Genomic DNA, 25,933 nt, shown 5'->3' with positions numbered 1-25,933 from the left:
CTTAGATTCCTCCTTGATCTACAAGGATGGTCGCACTGGCAGACAGTTCTGAAGGGTTGAAGAAGTGCATGCCGAGCATGCTCAGGCTAGGAGTCAAAGGCGATGACCCATAGGGAATGCTGAAATTCAGCCGAACCATGCAGCGCTCTGTCATGGCGACGCCGCACTTCAGTTCAGGCGAGCAAATACTCGGTGCGCCGACACGGCAGACGTCCACATTGATGGATTTTGAGATGGGGTGCAACGAAGAAGGAAGCCAACTTAGCTTTTCTTCGACGGTCTTTTTTGCCTTTTGCATGCGAGAGTCACGATTGGCTTGATACTGCAAGGCCGCACGCACACCATCTTCGGCAGCAAGCTGCATAGATTCACGCACTAAGAATGCGAAGCCATAACTGATGCAGGCGTACAGCAATATAAAAAATACTGGAAAAATAATTGCCCACTCCAGCGCATATACGCCGCTTTGGGGGCCGCGCGGACAAGTGCTTAACGCCGCTGGCCGATGTCGCGGATTCATGATGTCTTCTTTCTTTGAGTTACCGCTTTACATCTAAGCCCATTTCGAATTGCTCGGGAATGGTGGTTTCAAAGCTCTTGAGGTAGCGCTGATAGCTACGGCTGGCTTGCTCGCCGTCAATAGGCCTGGGCCGTTGAGCTGCCAGTGTTCTCTGCATGGAAAACAAGTGTTCGGTGGCGCTACCAATAACAGTGTGTTCGCGCAGCTGGGGGGGGACTTGCACTGGCTGCACTGGGGCTACAACACTGGCTTGGATGGCGGTGGAGTCGGGTTTTGTCGCCACATATTCAAAGGTCGAGGGGCTCATAGGTAGGCCCGCTTCAACTGCAGTGACTGAACGTGACGCGGCGGTTTCTGGCTGGCCGGTGAAACTCTGAGCCATAGCCGTAGCTGCAGCGCAGTAAAGCAATATGGCGAGCAGAAGGGAAGGAAAAAAAGAAAAAAGAGAGTGGGGCACGAGTGTTCCTTAAGATGGTTTATCTTGTGACGGAGGGGGCAGTGGTGTTGCCAGGTATGGCAGGCAAGTACATCTGACGCCTGACCATGAGGTTGGGCGTGACACTGATAATTTGGGTTTCCATCCGCAGCGATGCTTGGGCCGGAACTTGTGTTAATTCTTCGCCCCGGGCTGACTTAACGCTTTCGGGTTGCTCAGCGGCAAGGACTTTCTCCGATACTGCTTCTGAAATTGCAGGTTGTGCTAAGACTGATGACGTGTTGATGTTCGGTGATTGCTCTTGTGACAAAGCCAATGTTTCCTGAGGCACGGCGCGATGTGAAATCGGCGAATTTGTCGCATGAGCCTGTATGGCTTGTCTGACGCGAGTCAACTGGGCTTCCAGTGTCTGCAGCGACTTTTGGTCGATCAGTGGCGGCTCGTTGTTAGCGCGTGGCAGGGTGAGTTCTTCGAGCAGGCGATTGGCCTCGGCTTTGTTGCCACTTGCCAGCCAGTAGAGGGTAAGGTTGAGTTGCGCCCTGGCGTTTGTGGGCGCCAGTTGTGCAGCCTGCAGTGCGGGGAGCTGGGCAAGATCAAGTTGACCGGTCAGCATATGCGCATAGGCAAGATCGCTCAGCACGCTGGAATCGGTCGGGTCAAGTTTGCGTGCCATCTCCAACTGTGTAACCGCCTGGGTGTATTGTCCCTGGCTAGCGTCCAGCAGACCCAGGCCACGCCTTGCGCGCGCCACTGTGCTGTTGTCATGAGCGGTCAACAGCTCTCCATATGCCTGTCGTGCCAGCTGGTCTTGGTTGGTATTGCGTAAGGCGTCGGCGCGCAGCAGTTTGACCTGTAGATAAACAGATGTACTGGTACCACTGTACTGCTGCTCAAACGCTTCAGTATGTGCAAGTGATGCGTACCACTTGCCGGCTTGCTGCATTTGCGCGATCAAACCTAGATAGGTCTGAGCCGTATCTACCTTGGTGGATTGCTCGGCCTGCCGCATTTGCCGTTGGGCCTCTGCTACTGTGCTTTCTTGGTTTACGCCGTAGCCTTGTGGTGCTGATGTGTTGGCACAGCCGACAAGAAAAGCTAGTCCAGTAAATGTGGCAGCAGTTTGCCAGCGTGAAGGTATTAGAAGGGCTAAGGACATTTCAGCGTCCTCCCATACTTGAAAGTGAGCGAATCACTGCCATGAACCCTGGACCTGCGGTGATCACCATGAGGGCAGGCAGCAGGGTGAGAACCATGACCCCTGTCATCTTGACGGTGATAGCGCCGATTTTTTCCTTGAACCTTGCCTGGCGCTTTTCGCGCAAACGAATACCGAAATCCTGCAGTGGACCCTGTACTGCGCCGCCATGCCGGTCCACCTGCACCAGTAGATTGACTACGGCAGTCATGTCCTGATCGTCACTCAAGTGAGTTAGCCTTTGCAGTGATTGATCACGGCTTCGGCCGCTGGCATACAACTGGTTGGCCATGGCTAGTTCGCTGCTCAGAACAGGCAGCACGCTGCCGAACTCCTGAGACAGAATCTGCAGACTCTGGTCAATGCTTAGGCCTACGCCTTGCAGTAGACGCAGCAGGTCCACAAACAACGGAAGCTCCTCGACCACCTGTTCGCGTCGCTGGCTTGATTTGTAGCTGACGAGCCATTTGGGCAGCATCAAGCCTCCGCCAAATCCAAAGAAACCGTACATCAGCAGGTGGATACCTCTAGGTTGAAAAACCAGAATCGCCAGCAATGGCATGGCGACAGCCAGAATCATGCGACTAGCCACAAAGACTGACCCACCATTACGTAGGCTTATGCCGGCCTGATCCAACAGCTTGCGGTCTTCATCGGCTAGCAAAGACTTCGCAATACCAGAGTTAAGCCATGCAGGCGGCTGCAGACTGGCAGCTAGTTGCTGAGCTGTATCGCTGCTCATGCCAAAGGCTATTTCTGTTGTCGTACCGGCTGTAAAGCCGGGAAGGCTGGCAGAAGTGTGGAACGACGTTGTCGTTGTGGACGGTACCGTAGTTGTGGAATGCAACCGCAGCAGCTTGATCACCTGCTGCGCGGCTTTCGTTGAAAGGTGCAAGCGTGCAATCATGATGTAGGCAAAAATCCCTACACCAAGTGCACCAAGACATAGGCTCAGAATCCAGAGCAAATGCGATGTCATACAGCGCTACTTTCCTAATGTGGTGAATGAGGGGGGACTGGCTTCATGGGCTCTTCTTTTGTTTCTTATTTAAGCCGTGCCAAGCGGTAAAGAAAAAAAGAGCCCAGAGCTTCCAGGCCCGCAGCTCCCAATACCATCTTGCGACCAGTTTCGTCCTGCCACATGGTCATGAAATAGCCTTGGTTAAGTATCATGATTAGCCCGCCAACGGCAACGGGAAGTAGAGCCAGTATCCAGGCTGAGAGACGAACTTCAGCCGACAGGGCGTGAAGCTCACGCTCGGCCGACTGTCGGTCGCGGATATAGGCCGATACACGCTCCAAAACCTGATCGGCCCTTCCGCCGTAGCGGGTGCTCATACGAAACACGGCGGCAAGCAAACCGAATTCGGACAGACGCCAGCTACGCTCGAGCAGACCCATTGCATGTCCTAAGTCTGGTGATGCTCTCAATGAGGCTGAAGCTTGCTGCAGCGCGTCTCCAAGCGGAGCTGGTACATTGACCACGGCTAGCTGAAAAGCTGCGTGGGGCGAGTTTCCGATAGTTATGAGGCGCACCATGTTGTCCAGAAAGCTGGGCAACTGTTGTAGAAGCTGTTCGCGGCGCTTGCTCAGGCGGCGCCAGAGGCCAAAGCTGCACACTAGGCCATAGATTGACATTGCTATCAGGCCCAGCAGCAAGCCACCTTTGAGAGCCGCGAGCAGGGCCAGCAACAAGCCGAAAGCAGTCAGCAGAGCCAGCGTACGGGGTGTTATGTCCCAAGCATCCAGATTCAGGTGACGCTCCAGCCATTGAGTTAGCGGGCGTTGTTCAGAAGTGGACAAAGGCTGGTATGTAGCCTGTGTTCCGGGCAGGCCATCGAATGCTGCATTGCGTGGACGCTGTGTTTCCAAGCTGCGTTGCAGATGGCTTTGCACTGATTGGGTATGCGCTTTGTTTTGCATACGTGCCCATAGCCAGAGTGCAAAAGATAGCAGTAGGCAGGCAAGGCCGAGCAGAAGTAATGTGGCCGGGCTCATCTTGTACCTCCATTGCCCGCTTGCTGTTGCATACGCCACCAGTTCAGCAGCTTGGGGGAGTGTGGAGAAATTCCCATTGAGACCCAGTTGTCAATCTCTTGGCCGTCAGCAGTCACCTGCGGTTCGTAGCGGTACAGTTCCTGCATGGAAATCATGTTGTCTGTCATGCCGGTTACTTCGGTAAGTGAGATCAGCCGTCGGCGGCCATTCGAGAGTCGACCGATTTGAACTACAAAGTCCACTGCGTTTGCAATCTGGCGGCGCAGGCTGATTTCGCTACCCTGAAAGCCGGCAAATCCGGCCAGCATTTCAGCGCGATACAGACATTCGCGTGGTGAACTGGCGTGAATGGTGCCCATCGACCCATCGTGTCCGGTGTTCATGGCTTGGAGTAGATCCAGGACTTCACCACTGCGTACTTCGCCCACGATGATGCGGTCAGGACGCATGCGCAGGCTGTTGCGCAGCAGATCGCGAATGCTGACCTGTCCTAAGCTTTCAAAGCCGCCGGGCCGACTTTCCAATCTGACCACATGACTATGATTTAGTGATAGTTCGGCCGTGTCCTCGATCGATACGATGCGTTCGCTGCTGGGGATGAAGCTTGCCAGAGCATTAAGTAGCGAAGTTTTACCCGAGCTGGTCCCACCGCTGACAAGAATGTTGCAGCGTGCCTGCACGGCCATCTCTAAGATGCGGCAGATGTCACTGTTAAAGGTCCCCAGCGAAACTAGTTCTGCGGGGGTCAGTGGATCCTTGCGGAACTTGCGGATGGAGACGGAAGGTCCGTCGATAGACAGGGGAGCAATGATGACATTAATACGCCCCCCGTCGGGCAGACGGGCATCCACCATGGGGCTGGACTCGTCCAGTCGTCGACCAAGTGGAGCAAGAATGCGCCGCACAATGCGAAGCACATGTTCATCGTCCTTGAAGTGCAGGTCTTCGCGCTGCAGCATGCCGCCGCGCGAGACATAGATGTTGCGGTAGCCATTGATCAAGATATCTTCGACATGTGCATCTTCCAGCAGCGGCTGTAGCGGTCCCAGACCTGTGAGCTCTCTGGTAAGTGATCTGGCCACGAGCAATGCTTCCTGCTCGTTCACTGGCACAGAATGCAAGCGGATAAAACTATCGAGCTCCATCAGCACAAACTGTGCAATGGCGGCTTGTGACCAGCGGCCGAACTCGGCACCTAGTTCTTCAATGCGATTGAGCAGATGTTCATAAGTGCTATTTTTTAGCTCTGCATACAGCGCACTGCGCTCGAATTCACTGCTCGAGCTCTCTGTCGAGGAGGCATAAACTGAAGTCTTCATGATGCGTTCAGCTTCTTCTGAGGCGTTGAATGAGAGGGGTCAGCAGTCTGGCTGACATGGATGCGGAGCTTGCAGATTCGGGTCCAACTGCAACTCCCGGATGGTGAGCTGATAGCAAGCTGGTACTAAGCTTGGTGACAGCCTGCACATAAGGGTCTCGTCGTTGTTCGCTGCTCAGAAGCTGACCTTGATTAACAGCATGAGCTAGCTCCCTGCGACATTCGGGAATGACGGCCAGTAAGGGGAGATCCAGTTGTTGCGCGATCTGCTGAGCATTCAGCTCTAGCTGACTGTCATAGCGGCTGACAATTAGTTGCAACTTCTCGGAGGCGATCTTCTGTGCGCTTAGTTGTTGCAACATTTCGGTTGTAGAGACCACGCTAGGCACGCTCTGGTCACACAACACCCATATATTGCTGGCATGGCGCATCACATCACTAGTCCATAGTGCTGGTGACGAGGCACCCAGGTCTACCACCACATGGCGGAAAAACTGACGCAAGCGTTGCAGCAGTCCCTCCGTGTCGGAGCGTGATGTGTCACTTGGAATATCCGTCTTGCGAGGTAACGACAACAAGCGAAGTCCGTTGATATGGCGACTAAGCCCCGAGGACGCGAGACGACGGTCAAAGCGGTGCAGATTGCCGAGAGCCTGCATGAAATCAAACTCGCTAGGAGTATTTAGGTATAAGGAGCAATCGCCACTGGGATGCCCCAGGTCAATCAAAAGACCATCCAGTTTCGCAGTCTCATAGGTCGCAGTTGAGGGAGAACTTTCCGCAGAGTGCATGCGCAGGTACTGCTGTAGATAGCATGCTAGGTGTGATGCCAGGAGGCTGGCTCCTAGGCCGGCACGTGCGGAAAGAATGACTGACAAAGGGGCGCAGGAAACACTGCTCTGTATGGAGCTACTGCGCCGCAGCAAATCCTTCATCGTTTGCTGAGCAGACTGAATAGAGCCATCGACATCGAGAAAATCTTGTACGCCGGCCCGCAAGGCCGCGAGCATGCATTGAGGATCGCGGCTTCGCCCAACAGCCACTATGAGCACTTGCGGTAGTTGGCCGCGCATTTGCACAACCAACTCTGAGGCTGCTTCTGTGGACGTGGACTCGAAATCTACCAGCACCATATGCGGCATCAGCTGCATCAGCTGCTCGAGTGCGTTTTCCACAAAGCTTGTCGCGTGTAGGTTGTCACTACCCAGAACGCTCTGTAGCCAAATGTTGACCAGGGCACTCTCTGTCGTTCCTGCGTGGATAAACAGGAAGTGAGTTTGTGCATCGGTGAAAGTCTGCAGAACTGCTGGGATGACATCATCCAAGGTAACTTGATTCGTGCTCTCTACATCAGGAAGTAACCCGGTCCGAGTTTGCCTCTGCATATCGACCGGTTCTACGGGAAAAGGGACTTCTCTGGATGTTGTCGGACGCAGTGAGAGCAAGGCTTCCAGTGTGGCAGGCGTGTCCAGTGGTGGCAGGCCTGCTACTCTCTCATGCGAGGCTGCAGGCTGCCTGTTCGGGATAGGGGGCTGAGTATTCATGTAGGGCTGATGCTCAGATCCAATTAATTGGAGAAACCAGGCAGAGCGACATTGGTATGCAAGGCGCCACTCAGGTAGGGTCCCCAGACTTGGTTGGCATTGCGCTGTTCGGAGCGGCCGCCAGGTAGTAGGGCTTCCAGATCGGTCTGAACCGGTAGAGGCTGCACCAACCGCGGAGTGACGATGATGACCAGCTCTTTTTCGTCCTGCGAATAGTTCAGGTTCTTGAAAAATGGACCCAGAATAGGCAGGTCGCCCAGTAGAGGTACTTTATTGACGCTGGAGCTGGTGGACCGGCTGACCAAGCCGCCGATCACAAAGCTTTCGCCATCGGCAAGCTCTACCATGGTGTCGGCGCGGCGCGTGGCGATGGCGGGCACGGCCACTCCAGCAATGGTCACGCCGCTGGTGTAATCCAGGTCGCTGGCCTCGGGGGCGACCTTGAGGGCAATTCGCTCGTTGGACAGAACTGTCGGGGTCAGCTGTAGCTTGACGCCAAACTCCTTGTAGCGGATGGAAATATTGTTGCTGCTAGTGCTGGGGACGGGAATGGGGATTTCGCCGCCAGCTAGAAAACTGGCGCTCTGGCCGGTATGCGCGACCAAAGTGGGCTTGGCCAGTACACGGGCCAGACCATTGCCTTCGAGAAAACCCAACTGGGCGCTGATGCCGGCACCGCTAAACGCCTTGCTAAACCCCAGCACTAGATTCATGGCGCTAGAAAGCGCAGTGGAGCCTCCAGAGGCACCTCCATCACCTGAACCTCCAGAGCTACTCCCCGATCCTGAAGAACTGCTGGCGCCGGGTGTATACATCCCAAAGCTGAAACCATGATTGTTGGAGCCTCCGCTGAACAAGTTGATACCTGCGCGCTTAAGCGCCGTCTTTTTGAACTCCACTACTTGCACATCAACCTGCACAGTGTTGCTGCGCACGGAGATCTGTGAGCGGTCGAGCAGCGCCGTATCCTTTGCCGCTTTGAGGCGAAGACTAGCGAGCTCCAGCGCATGGTCATGAACGGAGTCAAGGTTCTTTTTCAGGAGAAGACTGGGACTGCTGACCTCTACCTGCCAGCTTTGCGACAGACCGCGTGTGGACCAGATGGATAAGGTCGTGCTGCCAGGTGCCTTGGGCGTTAGCAGCAACTCTGGCGCAGAAGAGTTGCCTGTCGAGCGCAACACCTTGACATCGAGCACATTAGGATCACCGACGGCTAGGCGGGCCAAAGGCATGGCAGGCAGCAGCACGTGCTGGCTACCCATAGTCAGAGGTAGTGGGGAAGCTGCACCAGTGGGTGTAGCCACAGAGACCACGCCAGCGCGGACATTGTCCGCCGCAGCGGTCTGTGCCATGGCTGATGTTGCAAAGGTGGACAGAATAGCGCTGCTGGCAAGGCCGAGTGCGGTAAAGCAAGGGGGGCGGGTCATGTTCTTTCTCTCTCTTTGGCGTTGCAAGCGGTGTCCTTAGCGCACAGAGCGGAAAATGCCTTTTGCATTCAGGGTTAGAAATTGTTCTGTTCGCTTATCGATAACGACGTCAAAACTTTTTATTGCGACGTCATTTGCCGGCAAGCTCGGCTTTTTATGAATATTTGGCTATCTTTCTTATTCATGCGTAGGGCTGTTTTAGTAGCTCAGCGTCTGCATGGCTGCACCCTGATGGACCTGTACGGTCTGTTGTCGTGGAGCTTGGAGCTGGTTACGCGGCGCTGCAGGCGCGCTACTTTGGGAGGTATTTCTGGCAGCAGCACCGGTGGCCAAATCCTTGAAGCGCAGACCCGCAAATGAGCGATCTGCGCCCTTCAAGGTCTCGCCCTTAGCCAGTCGACCGGCCACGGGCAGCAAAGCGGTGGGTAGAGTGGCAAACAGCGCAGCCTCGGGCACGGATAAGTCATCGGGGTGACGCAGGGCCAGAGTGAGTTGGCCGTATTTCTCGGCAAGCGTAAGGCGCTCCACATCGTCCAGCGGCACGGCCAGCACGGCGGTGTTTGCGGACTGCTGAGAGCGTTGGTCGTTGCCGGTATTTCGGCGCTGGCCTTTGTTTCCGGCTTCTTCTTCCTGCTGCGCCTTGAGGCGCTGGGCCGCTGTGGGTGGAGGTACTTCCACGTTGCTGGCGCCATAAGCCAGCACACGACTACGAGCCAATAGCAGGCGGGTCTGGGTATCAACATTGAGCTTGTCATCGGCAGCATTACTCTTGCTGTCCAATGTGAAGTACACATCGACAAAATCGCCGGGACGTACATGGTTACCTGCGGCCATGGGTTCCTTGACGGCAATCGAGAGCGCGCGCTGGCCGGGTTCGATTTGAAGGGATAGGCCACTGATTAATTGCTGTTCCAGTAGTGGTGCATCAGCCGCCAGTGCGGTGAGTGTGGTGCGGCCTACGGCAGCCTCGGCGGAGAGCACGCCGTCAGCCACGGCAGCAGTCTTAGACACTAGCTTCAGATCTTCTGCAGTGAGCTTCTGACCTGCGGCAACGGGCTTTGCTGTTACCACTACATCATGCATGGGGGCTGGTCGTGGTTTGGATGCCTCGGCGCTGATATTTGTGTCAATAGCATTGATTGATGAGGGTGCAGGAGCCACGGCGCGCTGGGGTTGGCGCCCCATGATCCAGGCCATGATGGCTAAGGCGATAGCGAGCACAACCAGCAGGCCGGCAAGAATCTTGGTGAGGTTCATTGCTTGTATTCCCTTGATTTTTAATTGTGAAAATGCTTGAAGCAGACGCTTTGCAACGGGCACGCAAGCCTGGAGGCTGTGAGCGTGACGATGGCAAAGCACCCGTTGGTGATCGTGGTGCCTGTGTTTAGAGGTAAGGTCTAAGTCGCCAATGGCGGCTCGGTATGTATCACCACCCAGATGGCGACGATGGCCATATAGCCCGCATAGGGAATGCAGAGTGGTATGCGGTGTTCACCGCTCGTGATAGGAGGGCCGGCCAGTGGCTGCGCAGATGCAGCAGATGCAAGCGCCGTGGCCAGACGACTAGGCAACCATGCCAGCATCCAGTCGGTATAAGGACTGCGCCACACGCTATGCCAGGCTAGTACCAGCAGGCCATGCAGGCCTGCCAGTAGACTGCCTCCTAGCCAGATAACCAGTAGATGGTGAGAAAAACCAAACCACAGGCCGATGACGGCGGCAAATTTGACATCCCCGGCTCCCATCCAGCGCAGTGCATAAAACGGCATCAAGGCGACAAAGGCCAAACACATACCGACCAGTCCATTCCAGACAGAAACCTGAAAAGGTTGTTTGCTGCTGAACAGCACTGCCAGACCTGCAATTAGGCCAAGCAGCACCATCCAGTTGCGCACTTTGCGGATGCGTAAATCCATTACCACTATGACAACAAGCCATAGCAACAGGATGGGACTGAGGTTTGTCATCTTGAAAGATGTTTAGGGCTTGGTACCAGTAGCTCCCTTGAGCTTTTCCGATACACGATCAAAAAGAGCCGAAAGCTCTGTGCCTAAACTAGTCAGCGCAAAGATGATGCCGACGGCAACCAAACCCGCAATCAGTCCATATTCGATAGCAGTAGCGCCTTTTTCATCTTTGCAGAAGGTCTTGATGAAGTTGGTCATGATGATTTCCAGTTAGTAAAAAAGCCCATAAAAAATCCAATGGTCGGCTATGGGCAAGCGCCGACCACTGCGTAAAAAAAGCTTGGCCGCTACCACTGGGCGGTGGTCGTCTTAATCTGGTTTTGGGGTCGGGACAATTGCTCGGTGGCTAGACGAGGCTCCAGCCTCAGTCGTATGTGCTGTGCGGTTGGCACAGTGCGCGCAGTTGCAGAGTTCAAATCTTTGTCTGTGCTTACCGTGGTCATCGCCGGTGATTTGGGAGATAGCTCGAGCCTCGCTTTAGATGCGATGGCTGAGCCTTGGCTGGTCGAGGGGGCAGGTGTTTGGCTTTGCTGTGCAAACAGCAGGCCCAGCCATTGATTGGGCATAGGGGAGGGCAGCAGCTTGCCAGTGGCACGCACTAGGCGCAGCTCATTGATGCGCTGGTCATAAATAGCATCAGCCTCCTCAAGCATGAGGCGTTGCATGTCGAGTTGGGCGTCAAGCACTTGAGAGAGACTGCCGCGACCAGCTTCAAGCAGACGGCGACGGCCTTCAAAGGCTGCGCGTGCTTCGCGTACGGCTCCAGCGAGCTGGACTTCGCGTTGCCTGCCTGTCAGAGTGCGACCCCATGTGGCAGATGTGGTTTCCCGAACCTGGCGGCGAACCGCCTCCTGCTGAGCCTCTTGAGCCTGCAATTCATTAATAGCCTTCAGAATGCGGTCGCGTAGTTCAAAGCCGTTGCCGAAGTTCCAGTTCAGCTCCACGCCATAGCGTGTCCCGTCGGCGTAAAGCACGCCCTTAGGGTCGCGGTTATGCGTCACGACAGCCGCTAGAGTTGGATAACGTTGAGCCTTGCTACGCTCGACTTCGGCCGTAGCGCGCGCAATCTGTTGCTCAATCTCCTGAAGCTCCGTGCTGTTGTTTTCTGCAGCTTGCAGTGCACCGCTCTCATTGGCAGGCATCCATTGCAGAGGAACATGAAGTTGCGGTAGCCAGCCACTTTCAGGGGTGAAGCCGAAATAGCGGGTAAAGCGTGCCTGGGCATCCAGGCGCTGGGATTCGAGCGCTTGCTGCTGCGCCAGTGCGCTGGCTTGGCGCGAAGAGGCTTGGCGCAAGTCGTTGCGGCCCACGGCACCTAGTTCTGCACGCCGCTCTTCAAGTCGGGCTAGCTGGCCGATGATGCGTGCGGACTCTGCGGCAATAGTAGCTTTGCTACCAAAGCGCTGAAGTTCCTGCATGGCTGTCAGTGCGTCGAGTAGCACGTTCTGCCGAGTTGCATAGAGTGCGCTGCTTTGTGCGGCTTCCGAGGACTCTGCAGAGCGTATGCCTGCACCAATTGCTCCACCGTCGAGCAGACTCATGCGTACCTCTGCATTGACGGTGGTATAACTGGCTCGAGTGCCCTGTCGCATCTGGGCATCTCCGCCGGAGGTTCCTACCTTGAACGTGGGCCAGCGCGCGCCGCGTGCAGAATTGACATCATGACCAGCTGACTCCAGTGCTGCGCGAGCCTTGAGCACATCGGGGTATTCATTGAGCATCGCATGCAGAGCATCAATCAGGTGGCGGCTGGCATGGTCGCTAGCTAGAGTGGCTGGACTGAGTTGGTGGGCCATGCGCAAGCCTGATGCTGCTGTCTGGCGAACGACGAGTGCTTGCTGTGTCGTGGCCGGTGCCATGCCATATTGGATGGACTGCGCGATAGCTGTAGACGCCATGAAATGCAGCCCACCAAGCAGCAGTGTCAAAGATGTTGGCCTGAGCAGTGACTTCGTAGTGATACGGTTTGAGGTGGGAGGGATGCGCTTGGTCATCATGGCTCCCGGAATGCTTCACTCTGAATACGCAGCATTGGGCGCAGCAGATACCAGATAAAAGGCTCATGACCTAGAAGCAGGTCCAGCTCAGCTTGCATGCCTGTTGTAATGCGGTTGTCGGTGCGGCCCACCCACGGTTGATCCAAGCTCGCTTGAATCCGAAAGTAGGACGATGCATTAGGCTGGCTGCGGTCGCGATCAGCATCTGCGGAAACCAGCGTGACATGACCTTTGACATAGCCGTAGCGCAGAAAGTCGTAGGCTGAAATTTTGACCTTGGTGGATTGACCGGTATGGACATAGCCACGGTCTGCAGGGTTGAGTTGAGCTTCGACAATGACTTCGTCTTTGACGGGAACAACCTCGAGAATGGCTTCACCGGGTTTAACGACCCAACCTGTGCCAGAACTGCGCAGCCCTTTGACCACCCCTTCGGTAGGAGCAAGAACGATAGTGCGGGTACGCTGGCTCTTGGCGCGGGAGATATCTTCAGCCAGACTTAACAGCTCTCGCTCTGTTTGTGCCAGTTCATCTGATGCACGGCGGCGGAAGGCACCTTGGGTTTCCAGTTTTTTGGCCTGAGCCTGTTCAATTTTGGCTCGGTTGCTGACTAGGATTTGGCGCGCTGCAGCTAGATCAGTACGTACCAGCTCCAAGGCCCGCTGTTTATCAATTACTTCTAGCTGACCGATGAGCTGCTCAGCAGCCAATTGTCGTGAAATGGCGGCTTCTTGTTCGTGAAGACGAAGACTTGTTTCAAGGCCTTGAATGCGTGCTTGAGCTTGAGCAACATCTCCTTGTGCCTGCATAAGCTGGGCTTGTGCAGAGGCTTGTGTGCCTTGATGTTCTAAGGTCCGGGAGGCAAAGGCACCAATCTCAGCTTGAACGATTTGCGGATCAAGACTAGTAGGAAAGTATTCGGCCTTCAGCACATGGCCTTGGCTCTCGGCTGTTAGGCGTGTTTTGACTGCCTCTGCTGTAGCCTGGCGAGCCGTGAGTTGCTCGAGGTTGAGGCTGGAGCCACCGAGGTCTATTTCGAGTAGAGGCTGAGACCGGGTTACAGCCTGACCTTCGCGCACATGGACCTTGGTCACAATACCGCCTTCCAAGTGTTGGACAGTCTGGACGCGATCAGACGGGATGACTTGGCCGCTGGCTACGACCACGTTTTCAACAGGATAGAAAAGGCCGAACAAGACTAAGGCGGCAATGCCCCCTCCTAGCAGCTTTTGCTTGCGGCTCAGGTGACGCCAGAGACCTGCTCGTTCATTTGCCTGCGCTGCATCCGCTGCAGTTCGCAAGGCTGACACTGGATTCGGGTGTCGGTCGGAATCCACATCCTGTGACTGGCGTAAAGCCAGTGGGAGCTCGCTGTCGTGCCAGATCTTCATGATGAACTGACCTCCTGCGGCTGAGCGTGATTGTGCCCAGACGTGGAGGCGGGGCGGGCTGTTCCGGGTTGATAAGGTGCGATGTCTTGTGCGACACCGAACAAATGGGGCAACAATTGCATGGGAGAGCCATGCTCAACACTGCCGTCGCCGCGCACATGGTAGATATGCTGCGCTAGCGAAGCTACGCGTGAGGAGTGTGTAATTACAATGACGGTGTGTTTCAGTGCTATTTGCTTCAAGGTTTTCAATAGCGCTGTTTCACTTTCAAAGTCGAGGTCGTTACTGGGCTCATCGAGAATCAGGATCGAGGGATTGCGCAGAAACAATTGGGCAAGTGCCAGCTTGCGTAATTCACCAGCGGACAGGCCGGCGCCGCCTTCTCCAAGAACTGTCTGATAGCCATTAGGCAGTCGACTGATGAAGCTATGTGCTCCAGCGAGATGGCATGCTGCGATGATGTTTTTGTCATCGGCTTCGGGGTTGACCATGCGCAAGCAATCCACAATTGGCCCGCTAAACCAGTAGACTTCCTGCGCTAGACAGCCGATCCATTGGTAGAGGTCACTACGTGGGAATTGGGCCATGTCATATTCATCGACAAAGATGCGCCCCTGAGTTGGCTTATAGAGACCCGCAAGGAGCTTAGCCAGTGTGGATTTACCAGCGCCATTCCGACCCAAAATTGCGTGGATGCCACCGGGACCAATTTCTAGGGAAACCTGCTCCAGTGAGGACTTGCCGGAAGGGTATTGGAAGCTAACTTGGTCAAGACGAAAGTGACCGCGTGGTCGTGGCAACTCCACTGTTTGTCCCTGAACTTCGAGAGGCTCTTGCAATGTGGCTTGCAAGCGCTCAGCTGCCTCGTTGGCTCGAGCCATGGAACGCCAGTTACTTGCCAACTGGGCGATGGGTGCAAGTGCTTTAGTCGCGAGCAAGTTTACGGCCATGAGACTGCCGATGCTCATCCATTGAGCATTGATAGCAATCGCTCCCACGGTAATGACCGAGATGGAGAAAAAGGTGAGCAGGACATGACTGGTTTCCCTTGCATTTTCCAGCTCGCCGTTTTTGCAAAAACTTTCGGCCAGCCAGTGGTCATATCCAGCTTGCCAAGACTGTTTCGCAGCGGTGTCATAGCCCAATACCTTGAGCGTCGAGCGCGCATTGCAGACTTCGGCGGTGCTGCGATCCAGTGCGCGGGCTTTAGCAACTTCCTCGATACGTCCGCTGCGTAATTCGTCGGCCCACCACCACGCTAGGACTCCAAGTGAAACCATGGCGACAAGAATGACGGGAAGCACTGGCCAAGCAACGATGCTGATGACGATCAATGCTAGTAGGGCCATTGGCAGGTCAAGAATGGAGGTGGCGAGTCCTCCGGAGATGCCTGCACGCATGGCACTTACATCACGAAAAAGCTGTAGCCACTGACTTGCAGAGCGCTGCTCTAGCGTTATCAGCGGGTGCCTGAGCATTGACTGCATTAGTGCCTGAGATACATCCCGGTCAATCATGGCTCCAGCCTCGCGCAAGGCTCGTGAGCGCCTGCGACGCAGCCACCACTCAAGGCACAAAAAACAGACGACTCCAGCCACCATTGCTGTCAGAGTGGCTGTACCTCCTCGTGAAAGGACGCGGTTGTAGACCTGCAACAAAAAAATGGAGGGAAGTAGGCCTAGCAGACTGATGGGTAGAGAAAGCCATGCTGCGCTGTGTAAATGCACAGAAGCGCTTCGAAAAGAGTCGGTGATTGCCGTTGCGTATGGCCCTAACTCATTGACATCCGCCGGATAACTAGCAGTAGATGCCAGTTGACGAGGAAGTAAGTATCGGATCATTAGGGTTAACGTATGGAATTTTAAAAAACTAGATTTTCTGCTATTTACTTTAGCAAATGTATCAATTGTATCAAATAATACTAAGACTATTAATTGACATAGATCAATTCATTTCATTTATTTTTAATATTTTTTCTGATTTCGATTTCTATTTGTGGTATTTGGATTTCGTGCTTTTAATAACTGTGGTAACGATAAAAGCTACCTAAAAGTAGCAAAGGCAGCCCAATCTGTAGATATGGCGGGAGCGTTAGGTACGGCAGATAGAGGGCTGCGCGAGTCGCAGCTTTGTGAAGGTCATCTGCCGATTGCAAAGAGGTGCGGGTTCCGCCTAGCGGTATTCAAACTCCACACGTCGATTGAGTTGGTGGGCGTCATTACTGCTACCTAGATCAACGAGGCGTTCTTTGCCATAGCTAATTGCTTCAACTCTGCTAGGGTCGATGCCCAGAATTTGTAAGCTTTGGAGCACTGACTCGGAACGTTTTTGACCCAGTGCCAGGTTGTATTCAGTGCCTCCCCGAGAGTCAGTATGACCGCGCAAAATGAGCGCTTGTCTTGGGTTGTTTCGCATCCATTGGGCATGGCTTTCGACGATTCCCCGGTCAGATGGACGCACGGTGTATGAGTCAAAGTCGAAATAGACAATATGCGCGGCGTTGGCGGGGCCTTTTTTGCCTGACTGAGAGGTAGCCACTATTGGTGCGACGCCACTTGCTGTACTAACGGTGGGGCGCCCATACGCGTAGTGGTGAGACGTTTTGTTGGATGTTGGTGCTGAACTGCAGGCTATCAAGCCGAGAGAAAGCAATAGTGCGGCGCAAAGCCTGTAATTTTTATGCATGAAAATTTTCCTTTAGCCATGCCACGACTTTTTTGGGGAAGTCGTGGCATGGGAATGCGGCATGCTGAGCCGCAGAAAACGTGTTAAATCACTTGGCTTTGCAGTTGATGTGTCAGGGACAAAACGTCTGCGGTCAAATATCCGCCTGTGTCCGCTTGACTATTAATAGCCGTTGCTATTGAGGACAGGTCCGTTATCGCTGTGTTGACAATGGAGGGCACTGCAATTGATTGGCCACCGAGGATGCCGCCGAGCAGACCGCCATTGCCGCCATGAACACCGCCGAGCAGACCGTTGTCACCGACGACATTGCCCAGCAAGCCATCCTGGCCGAGGACGCCGCCGAGCAGACCGCCATTGCCGCCGAGAACACCGCCGAGCAGACCGTTGTCGCCGACGACATTGCCCAGCAAGCCATCCTGGCCGAGGACGCCGCTCAGCAAGCCGTCATTGCCGCCGAGCAGACCGTTGTCACCGACGACATGGCCCAGCAAACCATCCTGGCCGAGGACGCCGCCGAGCAGACCGCCATTGCCGCCGAGAACACCGCCGAGCAGACCGTTGTCACCGACGACATGGCCCAGCAAACCATCCTGGCCGAGGACGCCGCCGAGCAGACCGCCATTGCCACCGAGAACACCGCCGAGCAGACCGTTGTCACCGACGACATTGCCCAGCAAGCCATCCTGGCCGAGGACGCCGCTCAGCAAGCCGTCATTGCCGCCGAGAACACCGCCGAGCAGACCGTTGTCGCCGACGACATTGCCCAGCAAGCCATCCTGGCCGAGGACGCCGCTCAGCAAGCCGTCATTGCCGCCGAGAACACCGCCGAGCAGGCCGTTGTCACCGACGACATTGCCCAGCAAGCCATCCTGGCCGAGGACGCCGCTCAGCAAGCCGCCATTGCCGCCGAGAACACCGCCGAGCAGACCGTTGTCACCGACGACATTGCCCAGCAAGCCATCCTGGCCGAGGACGCCGCCGAGCAGACCGCCATTGCCGCCGAGAACACCGCCGAGCAGACCGTTGTCACCGACGACATTGCCCAGCAAGCCATCCTGGCCGAGGACGCCGCTCAGCAAGCCGCCATTGCCGCCGAGAACACCGCCGAGCAGACCGTTGTCGCCGACGACATTGCCCAGCAAGCCATCCTGGCCGAGGACGCCGCCGAGCAGACCGCCATTGCCGCCGAGAACACCGCCGAGCAGACCGTTGTCACCGACGACATGGCCCAGCAAGCCATCCTGGCCGAGGACGCCGCCGAGCAGACCGCCATTGCCACCGAGAACACCGCCGAGCAGACCGTTGTCGCCGACGACATTGCCCAGCAAGCCATCCTGGCCGAGGACGCCGCCGAGCAAGCCGTCATTGCCGCCGAGAACACCGCCGAGCAGACCGTTGTCACCGACGACATTGCCCAGCAAGCCATCCTGGCCGAGGACGCCGCCGAGCAAGCCGTCATTGCCACCGAGAACACCGCCGAGCAGACCGTTGTCGCCGACGACATTGCTCAGCAAGCCATCCTGGCCGAGGACGCCGCTCAGCAAGCCGTCATTGCCGCCGAGAACACCGCCGAGCAGACCGTTGTCACCGACGACATTGCCCAGCAAGCCATCCTGGCCGAGGACGCCGCCGAGCAGACCGCCATTGCCGCCGAGAACATCTCCAACCACATTGTTGATGAGGTCGCTATTCAAGCTTCCTCCGTCAGTTAGGCCCTGGGTTAGGCCAGCAATCAGCTCGTTAAGTGTGCTGATTACAGGCTCCAATGCCTTGTCTTCCACGGTAGTTAGGCCATTTACTAGCTCGGTTAGTACGCCCAAAGGACCATCGTTAACGGAGGTCAGGTCTTCCAAGAGACCGGTTACGGTGCTCAGCGAACCCTCAGAAGGATCAATCAGCGTATTGAGCAGTTGACCAACAGGTTCGATAACTGTGCCGCCAGACAAGTTGCTAAGGACATCCTGAACAGTTGTGATCAAGCCGCTTTCGGCAGTTCCTCCGTTTCCTCCAGAGATGCCTCCAAGCAAGCCACCGCTGCCACCGAGAACACCGCCGAGCAAACCGTTGTCACCGACGACATTGCCCAGCAAGCCATCCTGGCCGAGGATGCCGCCCAGCAGGCCATCTTGGCCCAGGACGTCGCCGACGCTGGAAAGCAGACCATCCAAGACTCCATCTTTGCCCAAAAGACCACCAAGGACGCTATGAACCACACCGCCTATTCCGTCATTTCCTGGGTTTGCTAAGCCTGCAAGCAAGTCATTCAGTGTGCTAATAAGTGGCTCTAGGGATTGTTCTGGAATATTGACCAGTCCATCCACCAAGTCAGTGACCACACCCAAGGCCCCGCCTTCTGTGTTTGTGAGACTCTCTAGAATACTTGTTATGGAGGAAAGGGACCCTTCATTAGGATTTAGCAGAGAGTCCAGTAATTCAGAGACCGGTTCAATCAATGTACCGCCAGCCAGTCCGGCGACTACATCCTGGACTGATGTGATCAGGCCGTGACTATCAGTGGGATCGGTAGGGCCATCAGTGGGATCGGTAGGGCCATCAGTGGGATCGGTAGGGCCATCAGTGGGATCGGTAGGGCCATCAGTGGGATCGGTAGGGCCGTCAGTGGGATCGGTAGGGCCGTCGGTGGGATCGGTAGGGCCGTCAGTGGGATCGGTAGGGCCGTCAGTGGGATCGGTAGGTCCGTCAGTGGGATCGGTAGGGCCGTCAGTGGGATCGGTAGGGCCGTCAGTGGGATCGGTAGGGCCGTCAGTGGGATCGGTAGGGCCGTCAGTGGGATCGGTAGGGTTGGTTGGCGCACCTGTAGGGCTGGACTCGTCATCGTTATTTGCGGCAGCTATCAGGGCTGCACCTCCCGCGCCAATCAAGCCCGCAAGTAGGAAGTCGCTTAGCACAGAGCCGCCAGCGTCCTTGGCCACGATAAGGCCGACAGCATCACTGTCGCTGGCTGGAGCGACATCGACATCACCCGATGCTAAATCCAGCAGCGTAGTTCCAGCACCGCCATCTGTCAGAGTTGCCTCTGTACCTCCGGCAAAAGTCCCGACAATTGCCTGACCATCTTGCCCATTGAAGACAGCTTTGGCGGTGCCATTGGCGGGCACGATGATTTTGTCGCCCAACTGCAGTGTTGTGCCAGTTGACGCAGGAAGAGCTACTCCATTGCGAATGATCTGAACTCCTTCTGACGCCTGAGCCATCTTGGCAGCTTGAGCAGATCCTCCATTTATTGCAGCGGCGGAGGACATGTTCGAAGCGTCGAGTTGGGCGACGTTCGTAATCGGTGCATTCCCACCCAACTGTGCATTGCTTATTGATGCAATTGTTGTTGGCTGTGTTGATTGAGCGGACATTTTTCTCTCCAGGGGGTGATGAGCCCGAAGGCTGAATGGAGCCTCTGAGGCTGCGAGATTGATCAGCGGACTACACAGCAACATGCGTGCCATATCTGCTGGTTTCATCTGGAGATTAGTGTTAATTTATAACCTATTGATTTTTATTAGCTTTTATTCTTTGGGTCGTTTTTGTACTGCTGTCTTGGTAGGTTTGAAGGTTAGTGTTACGGCTGTTGTTACGTTGCTTGTTCCGTAACGTTCTGCAGCTCGGCCTTGGAGCTTGAAAGGTTCTTGAACAAGATTGATAGATCCTTCCGAATAGATCTTGTCAACTGCTTCTGCACTTAGAATCGATGCTTTTTCAAAGCAAGCGCATGTCTGTGTTTAAAAACTGCAGCTTTTGCTAAACAATCTGTCGCGTAGAAGGTTCCTACCCTTATGCTGAATGCGTCTCGATTCCTGTCAGTCATGTCAGGGCACGGTGTTTCTTTAGTTTTTAGGCCCTTGGCGGCCCTAGTCATCGGTTTGGGGGGGGCTTGTGGGTCTGCATATGCCTCTCAGGAGGCGATCGATGAAGTTGCCAAGTTAGTAGAGCAAGGCAAAGTGGCGCAGGCTTCAAAGCAGGCGGACAGTTATCTGAAGCAAAATCCTGGAAATATTCAAATGCGTTTCTTGCAGGGGGTGATTGCTGCAGAACAGAAGAAAAATTCTCAGGCCATCAAAGTATTTACAGCACTGACTCAGGATTATCCAAATCTGCCGGAACCGTATAATAATTTGGCAGTTCTTTATGCTGCAGAAGGCAAGGAGCGTAAAGCATCTGAAATCCTAGAGTTGGCGATTAGGACTAATCCCAGCTATGCGACCGCGCATGAAAACTTGGGTGATCTATACGCTCGTATGGCGAGTGAGGCTTATTCGAAGGCATTGCAGCTAGATAGTCGGCGACAAGCTATACAGCCTAAGTTGGCTTTGATTACACAGATATTCCCCCAGCCGGAGGCAGTTTCAAAAATTGCGGAAGTTAAGGGCGCGGCAGGTTCTGTGCTTCCTGTTAGGCCAACCAAGGTGGATGAGGCTAAGTTGTTATCGTCCGCTAGCCCTCTCCCGGCCACTCCTACTGCTTCGCGAGTGAGGGGTGGAGAAGTTGCTTCGCAGATCATCAATATAGAAGACACACGCGCCCGTGTGCCGTTGGAAGTCAAAACCGAGATAAAGCCTGCAGCCGCAGACAAAGCGTCACAATCCCAGAAGAATCAGAGTAGTAAGCGTGTTGAGCCCGATGTGATAACTGCAACCAAGCAATCGGTTGATGTTAAGGACTCGAAGGATGTATCAGTGCAGGCTGTTGAAAAAGCGGTGGCATCTTGGGCTGCGGCTTGGGCGGGTCAAGATCTGGATCGATACTTGGGTGCATATAGCGATCATTTCACTCCCTCTGATGGCACGAGTCTTGCCAAGTGGAAAGAGATACGTCGTCAGCGCATCGTGAGCAAGTCTGCAATTACCGTCGTTATCCTCGATACTGTAGTACGAATTGATGGCGATACGGCAACTGCCAAATTTCGACAGAACTACGCGGCGGATTCTTTGAAAACTACAACTAAAAAGACATTGAAATTTCAATATGAAAATGGCTATTGGAGAATTATTAATGAGGCAACCGGAGCTTGATATCCGAATTTTATCGAAATTTAGAGAATTACAGTATGTCGAAAGATAGACTGAATTTTAGACGATTGATAATATCTATTGTGTCGTCTTTGATGTTTTTGGGAGTTTATGCTCAGGAATTTAATCCTATTAATTCCAAAAAAAATCATGGAAAGGCTAATTTTTCAGCAAAAAAATCATTTGTAACAAGGAGCGTGAAGCAACGGGATGATGAGAGGCGACTGCTTAACATAATTGCTCAAGTTGAGCGGAAAGATTTAAATGGGGCGCTTATTTCTGCATCCGAATTGACCAATGATGTGCCTAATTTTCATGCAGCACAACTGGTCTATGCAGATTTGCTGCGCTTCAAGAGTGGCGTATCGAGAGTTCCATTTCAAGACTTTGCGGGGGTGCTTTCGTCGGTGAAAAGTTCTGCTTCAAGTGCGCCTTTACCTAAAGAGCTTCACTTGCAACTTGCAGGTCTCCACGATGAGATTAGACGTCGTGTTCAAGGAGCTGACAGTGTTCCAGAAACTGGCAGTATTCCTAGCGAGTTTCTGATGTTAGATGCATCAGTAAGACAGGCTATAGCTATAGATGCTAGCAAGTCGAGGCTATATTTATTCGCCAATGAAGATGGTCGTTTTCGTGTCGTAGGGAATTTTTATGTTTCTGTAGGCAAGCTAGGTCTTGGCAAGAAAGAGGAGGGCGATCAGCGTACCCCCCAAGGGCTTTATTTTATAGGGCGTCAGATTCCGGGTATGAAACTACCAGAGTTTTATGGTCTGGGAGCGTTGACCATGAATTACCCTAATGATTGGGATCGCGTGGTTGGTCGTTCAGGTAGTGGGATATGGCTACATGGCACACCACCTGATCAATATGCCCGTTTGCCTGAGGCCAGTGATGGCTGTGTGGTTCTGGCCAACCCGGATCTAGACTTTCTGATGCAGACAGTAGAGCGACAAACACCGGTGTTGATCAGAAGCAGTTTGCATTGGGTTCCTTCTAAAGAGCGGCCAGCACAAGAAAAATCTGTAGGACCCTTTCTGCAAGTGCTTGATGATTGGAGGCAGGCTTGGCGAAGTAAGGATGCGAACCGACTGGCCAGCATCTATTTAGCCGATCTGCCTGAGTCGGAGCATCGTATCTCATCAAAAATGCGTTTGTCTGCGTACTTCACAGGAGCCTCAGATGTATCGCTGCAAAAATTATCTGTCTATGCATGGAATGATGAAAAGGGAGATATTCGGATTGTGAATTTGAGGGTTAGAAGTACGGCATTTGCAGAGGATTTGCGGCTGAGACTTTACTGGCGCATGGTTGGAAATCGGTGGAGGCTGTTTTCGGAAGAGGTCGTAGGTAGCTGAGAATTTTACAGTTGTGATTTACGATAATAAAAATTCCCTTGACCAAGGTTCGCAATTTATTTGCCTTTCAGACTCACCTGTTAGCTATTCTGGGCTAGAGACTCTTCACACGAGCTTGAATTTTCAAAAAGCTAGGTTGCTAATTAAAATTGCGTTTTCTAACATTAGGCAAGCTGTGCACTATGTTATAGCTGGCAGAAAAGTAGAGTGAAAAAAGTGGAAAACACTTATACATCGCCAGTTGGATCATGAGATAGAGGAGTATTGAAGACTACCTCGAACAATTAGATCTTTGAATTAAAAGACGAACTAATGCTTCGCTATTGGCCGATTGCTTTATCGCTGTTGACCAACAGTCCGGACTGCTGCATGAGCAACGTAAGACTTGCGCTGATTTTACATCCCAGCGCATTCGGAAAATTCTGACCTGGCAACAGCTACTTGATTATGACCATTCCGCTTGGCTTCGTATAAATCCTTGTCAGAGGCATCTACAAGCATAAATGCAAGGAGAATCAAATGCTGACTCGCTGGCATATGCAACGCCAATACTGATTGTTATTGTTAGTCACGTGAATTACTCGTCACCAAGTGACATGGATTCAACGTGTTGCCTGATGGATTCAGCGAGCATAGTTGCACTAGAAAGTCTATGCTCGGCAGGAGCACTGTAAACTCTTCTCCTCCGTATCGTACAACTAAACTTCGGGCGCGCGTTACGGGTGCACTAGAACACTTGCAACACATTTGAGCACCTTGTCGCCAAAAGGATGAGCGTAGCTATCGATGAGGGGCTTGAAGTGATCTACGCCCAGTATGAGTAGTGAGAGCGCTTCCTCAGACCGGTGGACTTTGCGCCATTCGGACTCAATAACCCCATCAAATCATCTACGGTTTACAAGACTTGTCAATGCATCCTTGCCCGCTAAGGACTCAAGATGCAGCGTCAATTTGGACTGAAGGGTTACTTGATATCGACTGACCTTATGTGCCGATGGATGTGGAGAACTTCTGTCAAAACCCATGCCACAAGTTTATGGCTCGGGACAAGATTGATCTGTACGCATGGTTGGTGTCAGTTGATTGCATCTATTAACCTTACGCAGACCTTGCTTAAAGATAGTGGCTAATCAAACAGCGAATATTTTTCCAATTATCGTTGCTTTTGTCTCTTAAATTTCAATAGTCATATTTTTCCTTGGCTATCTGTGAAATAATCGCAAAAAATAATTTGACTATCTAAAACATGAAATTAATGGGAATTACTTTCATTTCGATGAGTTGTAATATATTTCTAGTCAAATTTGATATAAATTGAAACTATTTGAATTCATATAAAAATGAAATTGCTGCGTAATTTAAAAATAGGTTCGAGATTAATAATTACACTTGGAATACTATTGTTGCTAACCATCGGTATTGGGGCGGAGAGTATTATTAAAGCCTCTGCGGTGCAAAATAGAATTATAGATATTACCCAGCGGCGCATGGTTCTTATATCACATCTTAATGATCTGCGTCTTGAGGTAAATCGTCAGTCACGATTTTTAAGAAACATGGTGATTATTGATGATAAGTCAAAAATAGACATAGAGCATCAAGCTGTAATAGAGTCTCGAAAAAAGTCAGAAAAATTAATAAATCTTCTTAGTCAAGAGATTCATGCCGCTAAAGGGAAGGAATTGCTGAATCAAACAGTGAATGCTCGAAAGAGGTTTTCGTCTGATGTTGATCGATATTTTTCATTGATTGAATCTGGTGAGAAAAATAAAGCTGTCATATATTTGCTTGAGGGGCTGCGTCCTGTTCAACTTGAGTACCTACGCATTTTGGATGGCAGCATTCAATTTCAATCTGATTTGGCAAACGATTCGTCGATTGAGGCCGTCAAGGAGGTGAGATCGTTGCAGATTACGACTCTGATTGCCATATTGCTGTCTATTGTTATATCGGTGACATTAGGTGTCTGGATCGTGCGCTCTATTACGAGGCCAGTTCGACATGCCGTCAATATTGCTCGAGCAGTTGCAGCAGGTGATCTCAACACAGCCATTGAGGTTCAGAGTCAAGATGAAGTTGGTGAGCTTCTGAACTCCCTGAACGAGATGCAGCACGAGCTGGTAAAGGTTGTCAGTGTGGTGCGCACCGGCTCTGAATCGGTGGCCACTGCTAGTACAGAAATTGCGCAAGGCAATTTGGATCTGTCGCAGCGTACTGAAGAGCAGGCAGCAGCTCTTGAGGAGACTGCAGCATCGATGGAACAGTTGTCGGCGACTGTGGGACAGAATGCAGATAGTGCTCGTGAGGCGAGCACCTTCGCTCAAGGTGCCAGCGATATCGCCACACAAGGTGCAGAATTGGTGGCCGAAGTCGTTAACACGATGCAGGGAATTTCTACATCAAGCAAGAAGATTAGCGAGATTATCGATGTCATCGACAGCATCGCTTTCCAGACCAATATACTTGCTCTCAATGCCGCAGTGGAGGCTGCCAGAGCTGGTGAGCAAGGTCGTGGTTTCGCAGTTGTGGCCTCTGAAGTCCGTAGTCTGGCTATTCGTTCTGCTGGAGCAGCCAAGGAAATTACGTGCCTTATCAATGACAGTGTTCAGCGCGTAGAGCGGGGAAATCGGCTGGCCAATCAAGCAGGCAACACGATGCAGGAGATTGTGGCTAGTGTTAAACGCGTAACTGTGCTCATGAGCGAAATCAGTGCTGCGAGTGATGAGCAGAGCCATGGTGTTTTGCAAGTAGGCGAGGCGCTTACACAGATGGATCAAGTCACGCAGCAAAATGCGGCACTTGTAGAAGAGGTATCGGCTGCGGCGAGCAGTCTCAGAGAGCAGGCCACTGAGCTGGTTAAGGTGGTGGCGACCTTCGAGCTTGGAGTAACGGTTCCGAGCCCTTCGCCTCCTAGGGAGAAGCATGTAGTTGTACTTCTGAGTAGTGACCTGGGCAGGCAATTGGCCGAATCTCCTAGTAGACAGCGGCAAGGTGAACTCATGTATTGACTCTGCCTAGAGCTAGAAAATGCCTTGGCAGCATCTGCTGTCAAGGCATGTCGATGAGGCACCTGAGA

The 25,933-nt window shown here is 53.2% G+C and carries 21 protein-coding genes; 5 read left to right on the top strand and 16 right to left on the bottom strand.

Features of this window, described 5'->3' with window-relative positions; translation table 11 throughout:
• Position 1: 1 nt before the first annotated feature.
• From F0P97_RS15250 to F0P97_RS15180, 15 genes are all read right to left on the bottom strand, one after another.
• Positions 2-520, bottom strand: a complete 519-nt coding sequence (locus F0P97_RS15250; RefSeq protein ID WP_034400541.1) for a TadE/TadG family type IV pilus assembly protein — start codon at positions 518-520, stop codon at positions 2-4.
• A 19-nt stretch (positions 521-539) separates the two neighbouring features.
• Entirely contained in the window at positions 540-977 is a 438-nt protein-coding gene (locus F0P97_RS15245) for a DUF3613 domain-containing protein (RefSeq protein ID WP_150106956.1), read from the bottom strand.
• A gap of 19 nt (positions 978-996) precedes the next feature.
• Positions 997-2,112 (bottom strand): tetratricopeptide repeat protein, encoded by a 1,116-nt coding sequence (locus F0P97_RS15240; protein WP_150106957.1) that lies wholly within the window; start codon positions 2,110-2,112, stop codon positions 997-999.
• 1 nt (position 2,113) lies between these two features.
• A complete protein-coding gene (locus tag F0P97_RS15235) occupies positions 2,114-3,130 on the bottom strand; it encodes a type II secretion system F family protein (protein ID WP_003054519.1) in 1,017 nt (338 codons plus the stop codon).
• Between the two features lie 65 nt (positions 3,131-3,195).
• Positions 3,196-4,149 carry a type II secretion system F family protein gene (locus tag F0P97_RS15230; RefSeq protein ID WP_003054521.1) on the bottom strand — a complete coding sequence of 318 codons (954 nt, stop codon included), beginning with the start codon at positions 4,147-4,149 and terminating at the stop codon, positions 3,196-3,198.
• Positions 4,146-5,468 carry a CpaF family protein gene (locus tag F0P97_RS15225; protein WP_003054522.1) on the bottom strand — a complete coding sequence of 441 codons (1,323 nt, stop codon included), beginning with the start codon at positions 5,466-5,468 and terminating at the stop codon, positions 4,146-4,148. The genes F0P97_RS15230 and F0P97_RS15225 overlap by 4 nt, the downstream gene beginning before the upstream one ends.
• Positions 5,469-5,475: 7 nt before the next feature.
• Positions 5,476-7,011 (bottom strand): AAA family ATPase, encoded by a 1,536-nt coding sequence (locus tag F0P97_RS15220; protein ID WP_003054523.1) that lies wholly within the window; start codon positions 7,009-7,011, stop codon positions 5,476-5,478.
• A gap of 23 nt (positions 7,012-7,034) precedes the next feature.
• On the bottom strand, positions 7,035-8,438 hold the full coding sequence (locus F0P97_RS15215) for a type II and III secretion system protein family protein (protein WP_003054524.1): 1,404 nt from the start codon (positions 8,436-8,438) through the stop codon (positions 7,035-7,037).
• A gap of 198 nt (positions 8,439-8,636) precedes the next feature.
• Positions 8,637-9,695, bottom strand: a complete 1,059-nt coding sequence (gene cpaB / locus F0P97_RS15210) for a Flp pilus assembly protein CpaB (RefSeq protein ID WP_003054525.1) — start codon at positions 9,693-9,695, stop codon at positions 8,637-8,639.
• A 140-nt stretch (positions 9,696-9,835) separates the two neighbouring features.
• On the bottom strand, positions 9,836-10,405 hold the full coding sequence (locus tag F0P97_RS15205; protein ID WP_003054526.1) for an A24 family peptidase: 570 nt from the start codon (positions 10,403-10,405) through the stop codon (positions 9,836-9,838).
• 12 nt (positions 10,406-10,417) lie between these two features.
• Positions 10,418-10,603 carry a Flp family type IVb pilin gene (locus tag F0P97_RS15200; protein WP_003054527.1) on the bottom strand — a complete coding sequence of 62 codons (186 nt, stop codon included), beginning with the start codon at positions 10,601-10,603 and terminating at the stop codon, positions 10,418-10,420.
• 89 nt (positions 10,604-10,692) lie between these two features.
• Positions 10,693-12,201 carry a TolC family protein gene (locus F0P97_RS15195; RefSeq protein ID WP_232537951.1) on the bottom strand — a complete coding sequence of 503 codons (1,509 nt, stop codon included), beginning with the start codon at positions 12,199-12,201 and terminating at the stop codon, positions 10,693-10,695.
• Positions 12,202-12,398: 197 nt separating this feature from the next.
• Positions 12,399-13,793, bottom strand: a complete 1,395-nt coding sequence (locus tag F0P97_RS15190; protein ID WP_003054530.1) for an HlyD family type I secretion periplasmic adaptor subunit — start codon at positions 13,791-13,793, stop codon at positions 12,399-12,401.
• Entirely contained in the window at positions 13,790-15,634 is a 1,845-nt protein-coding gene (locus tag F0P97_RS15185) for a peptidase domain-containing ABC transporter (protein WP_034400545.1), read from the bottom strand. The genes F0P97_RS15190 and F0P97_RS15185 overlap by 4 nt, the downstream gene beginning before the upstream one ends.
• Positions 15,635-15,965: 331 nt before the next feature.
• Positions 15,966-16,478 carry an OmpA family protein gene (locus F0P97_RS15180; RefSeq protein ID WP_003054534.1) on the bottom strand — a complete coding sequence of 171 codons (513 nt, stop codon included), beginning with the start codon at positions 16,476-16,478 and terminating at the stop codon, positions 15,966-15,968.
• Positions 16,479-16,708: 230 nt separating this feature from the next.
• Here F0P97_RS15180 and F0P97_RS15175 point away from each other — a divergent pair, with 230 nt between their 5' ends.
• From F0P97_RS15175 to F0P97_RS15155, 4 genes are all read left to right on the top strand, one after another.
• Positions 16,709-18,193, top strand: coding sequence for a hypothetical protein (locus F0P97_RS15175; RefSeq protein ID WP_182283018.1), 1,485 nt, complete (start codon positions 16,709-16,711; stop codon positions 18,191-18,193).
• A 198-nt stretch (positions 18,194-18,391) separates the two neighbouring features.
• The gene (locus tag F0P97_RS15170; RefSeq protein WP_003054538.1) at positions 18,392-18,727 is read left to right on the top strand and encodes a hypothetical protein; all 336 of its coding nucleotides are present in this window, start codon (positions 18,392-18,394) and stop codon (positions 18,725-18,727) included.
• 1,542 nt (positions 18,728-20,269) lie between these two features.
• Entirely contained in the window at positions 20,270-21,505 is a 1,236-nt protein-coding gene (locus F0P97_RS15160) for a tetratricopeptide repeat protein (protein ID WP_003054540.1), read from the top strand.
• 35 nt (positions 21,506-21,540) lie between these two features.
• Positions 21,541-22,857, top strand: coding sequence for a L,D-transpeptidase family protein (locus tag F0P97_RS15155; RefSeq protein ID WP_003054542.1), 1,317 nt, complete (start codon positions 21,541-21,543; stop codon positions 22,855-22,857).
• A gap of 716 nt (positions 22,858-23,573) precedes the next feature.
• Here F0P97_RS15155 and F0P97_RS27915 read toward each other — a convergent pair.
• Positions 23,574-23,729 carry a diguanylate cyclase gene (locus F0P97_RS27915; protein ID WP_301280875.1) on the bottom strand — a complete coding sequence of 52 codons (156 nt, stop codon included), beginning with the start codon at positions 23,727-23,729 and terminating at the stop codon, positions 23,574-23,576.
• A gap of 468 nt (positions 23,730-24,197) precedes the next feature.
• On the opposite strand from F0P97_RS27915, the gene F0P97_RS15145 reads away from it, so the two are divergent.
• On the top strand, positions 24,198-25,865 hold the full coding sequence (locus F0P97_RS15145) for a methyl-accepting chemotaxis protein (RefSeq protein WP_003054544.1): 1,668 nt from the start codon (positions 24,198-24,200) through the stop codon (positions 25,863-25,865).
• Positions 25,866-25,933 lie beyond the last annotated feature (68 nt).

Source organism: Comamonas testosteroni, assembly GCF_014076415.1.
In the GTDB taxonomy this organism is placed as follows: domain Bacteria; phylum Pseudomonadota; class Gammaproteobacteria; order Burkholderiales; family Burkholderiaceae_C; genus Comamonas; species Comamonas testosteroni_F.
The sequence above is the reverse complement of the archived record's forward strand: the minus strand, read 5'-3'. Positions and strand labels throughout refer to the sequence as shown.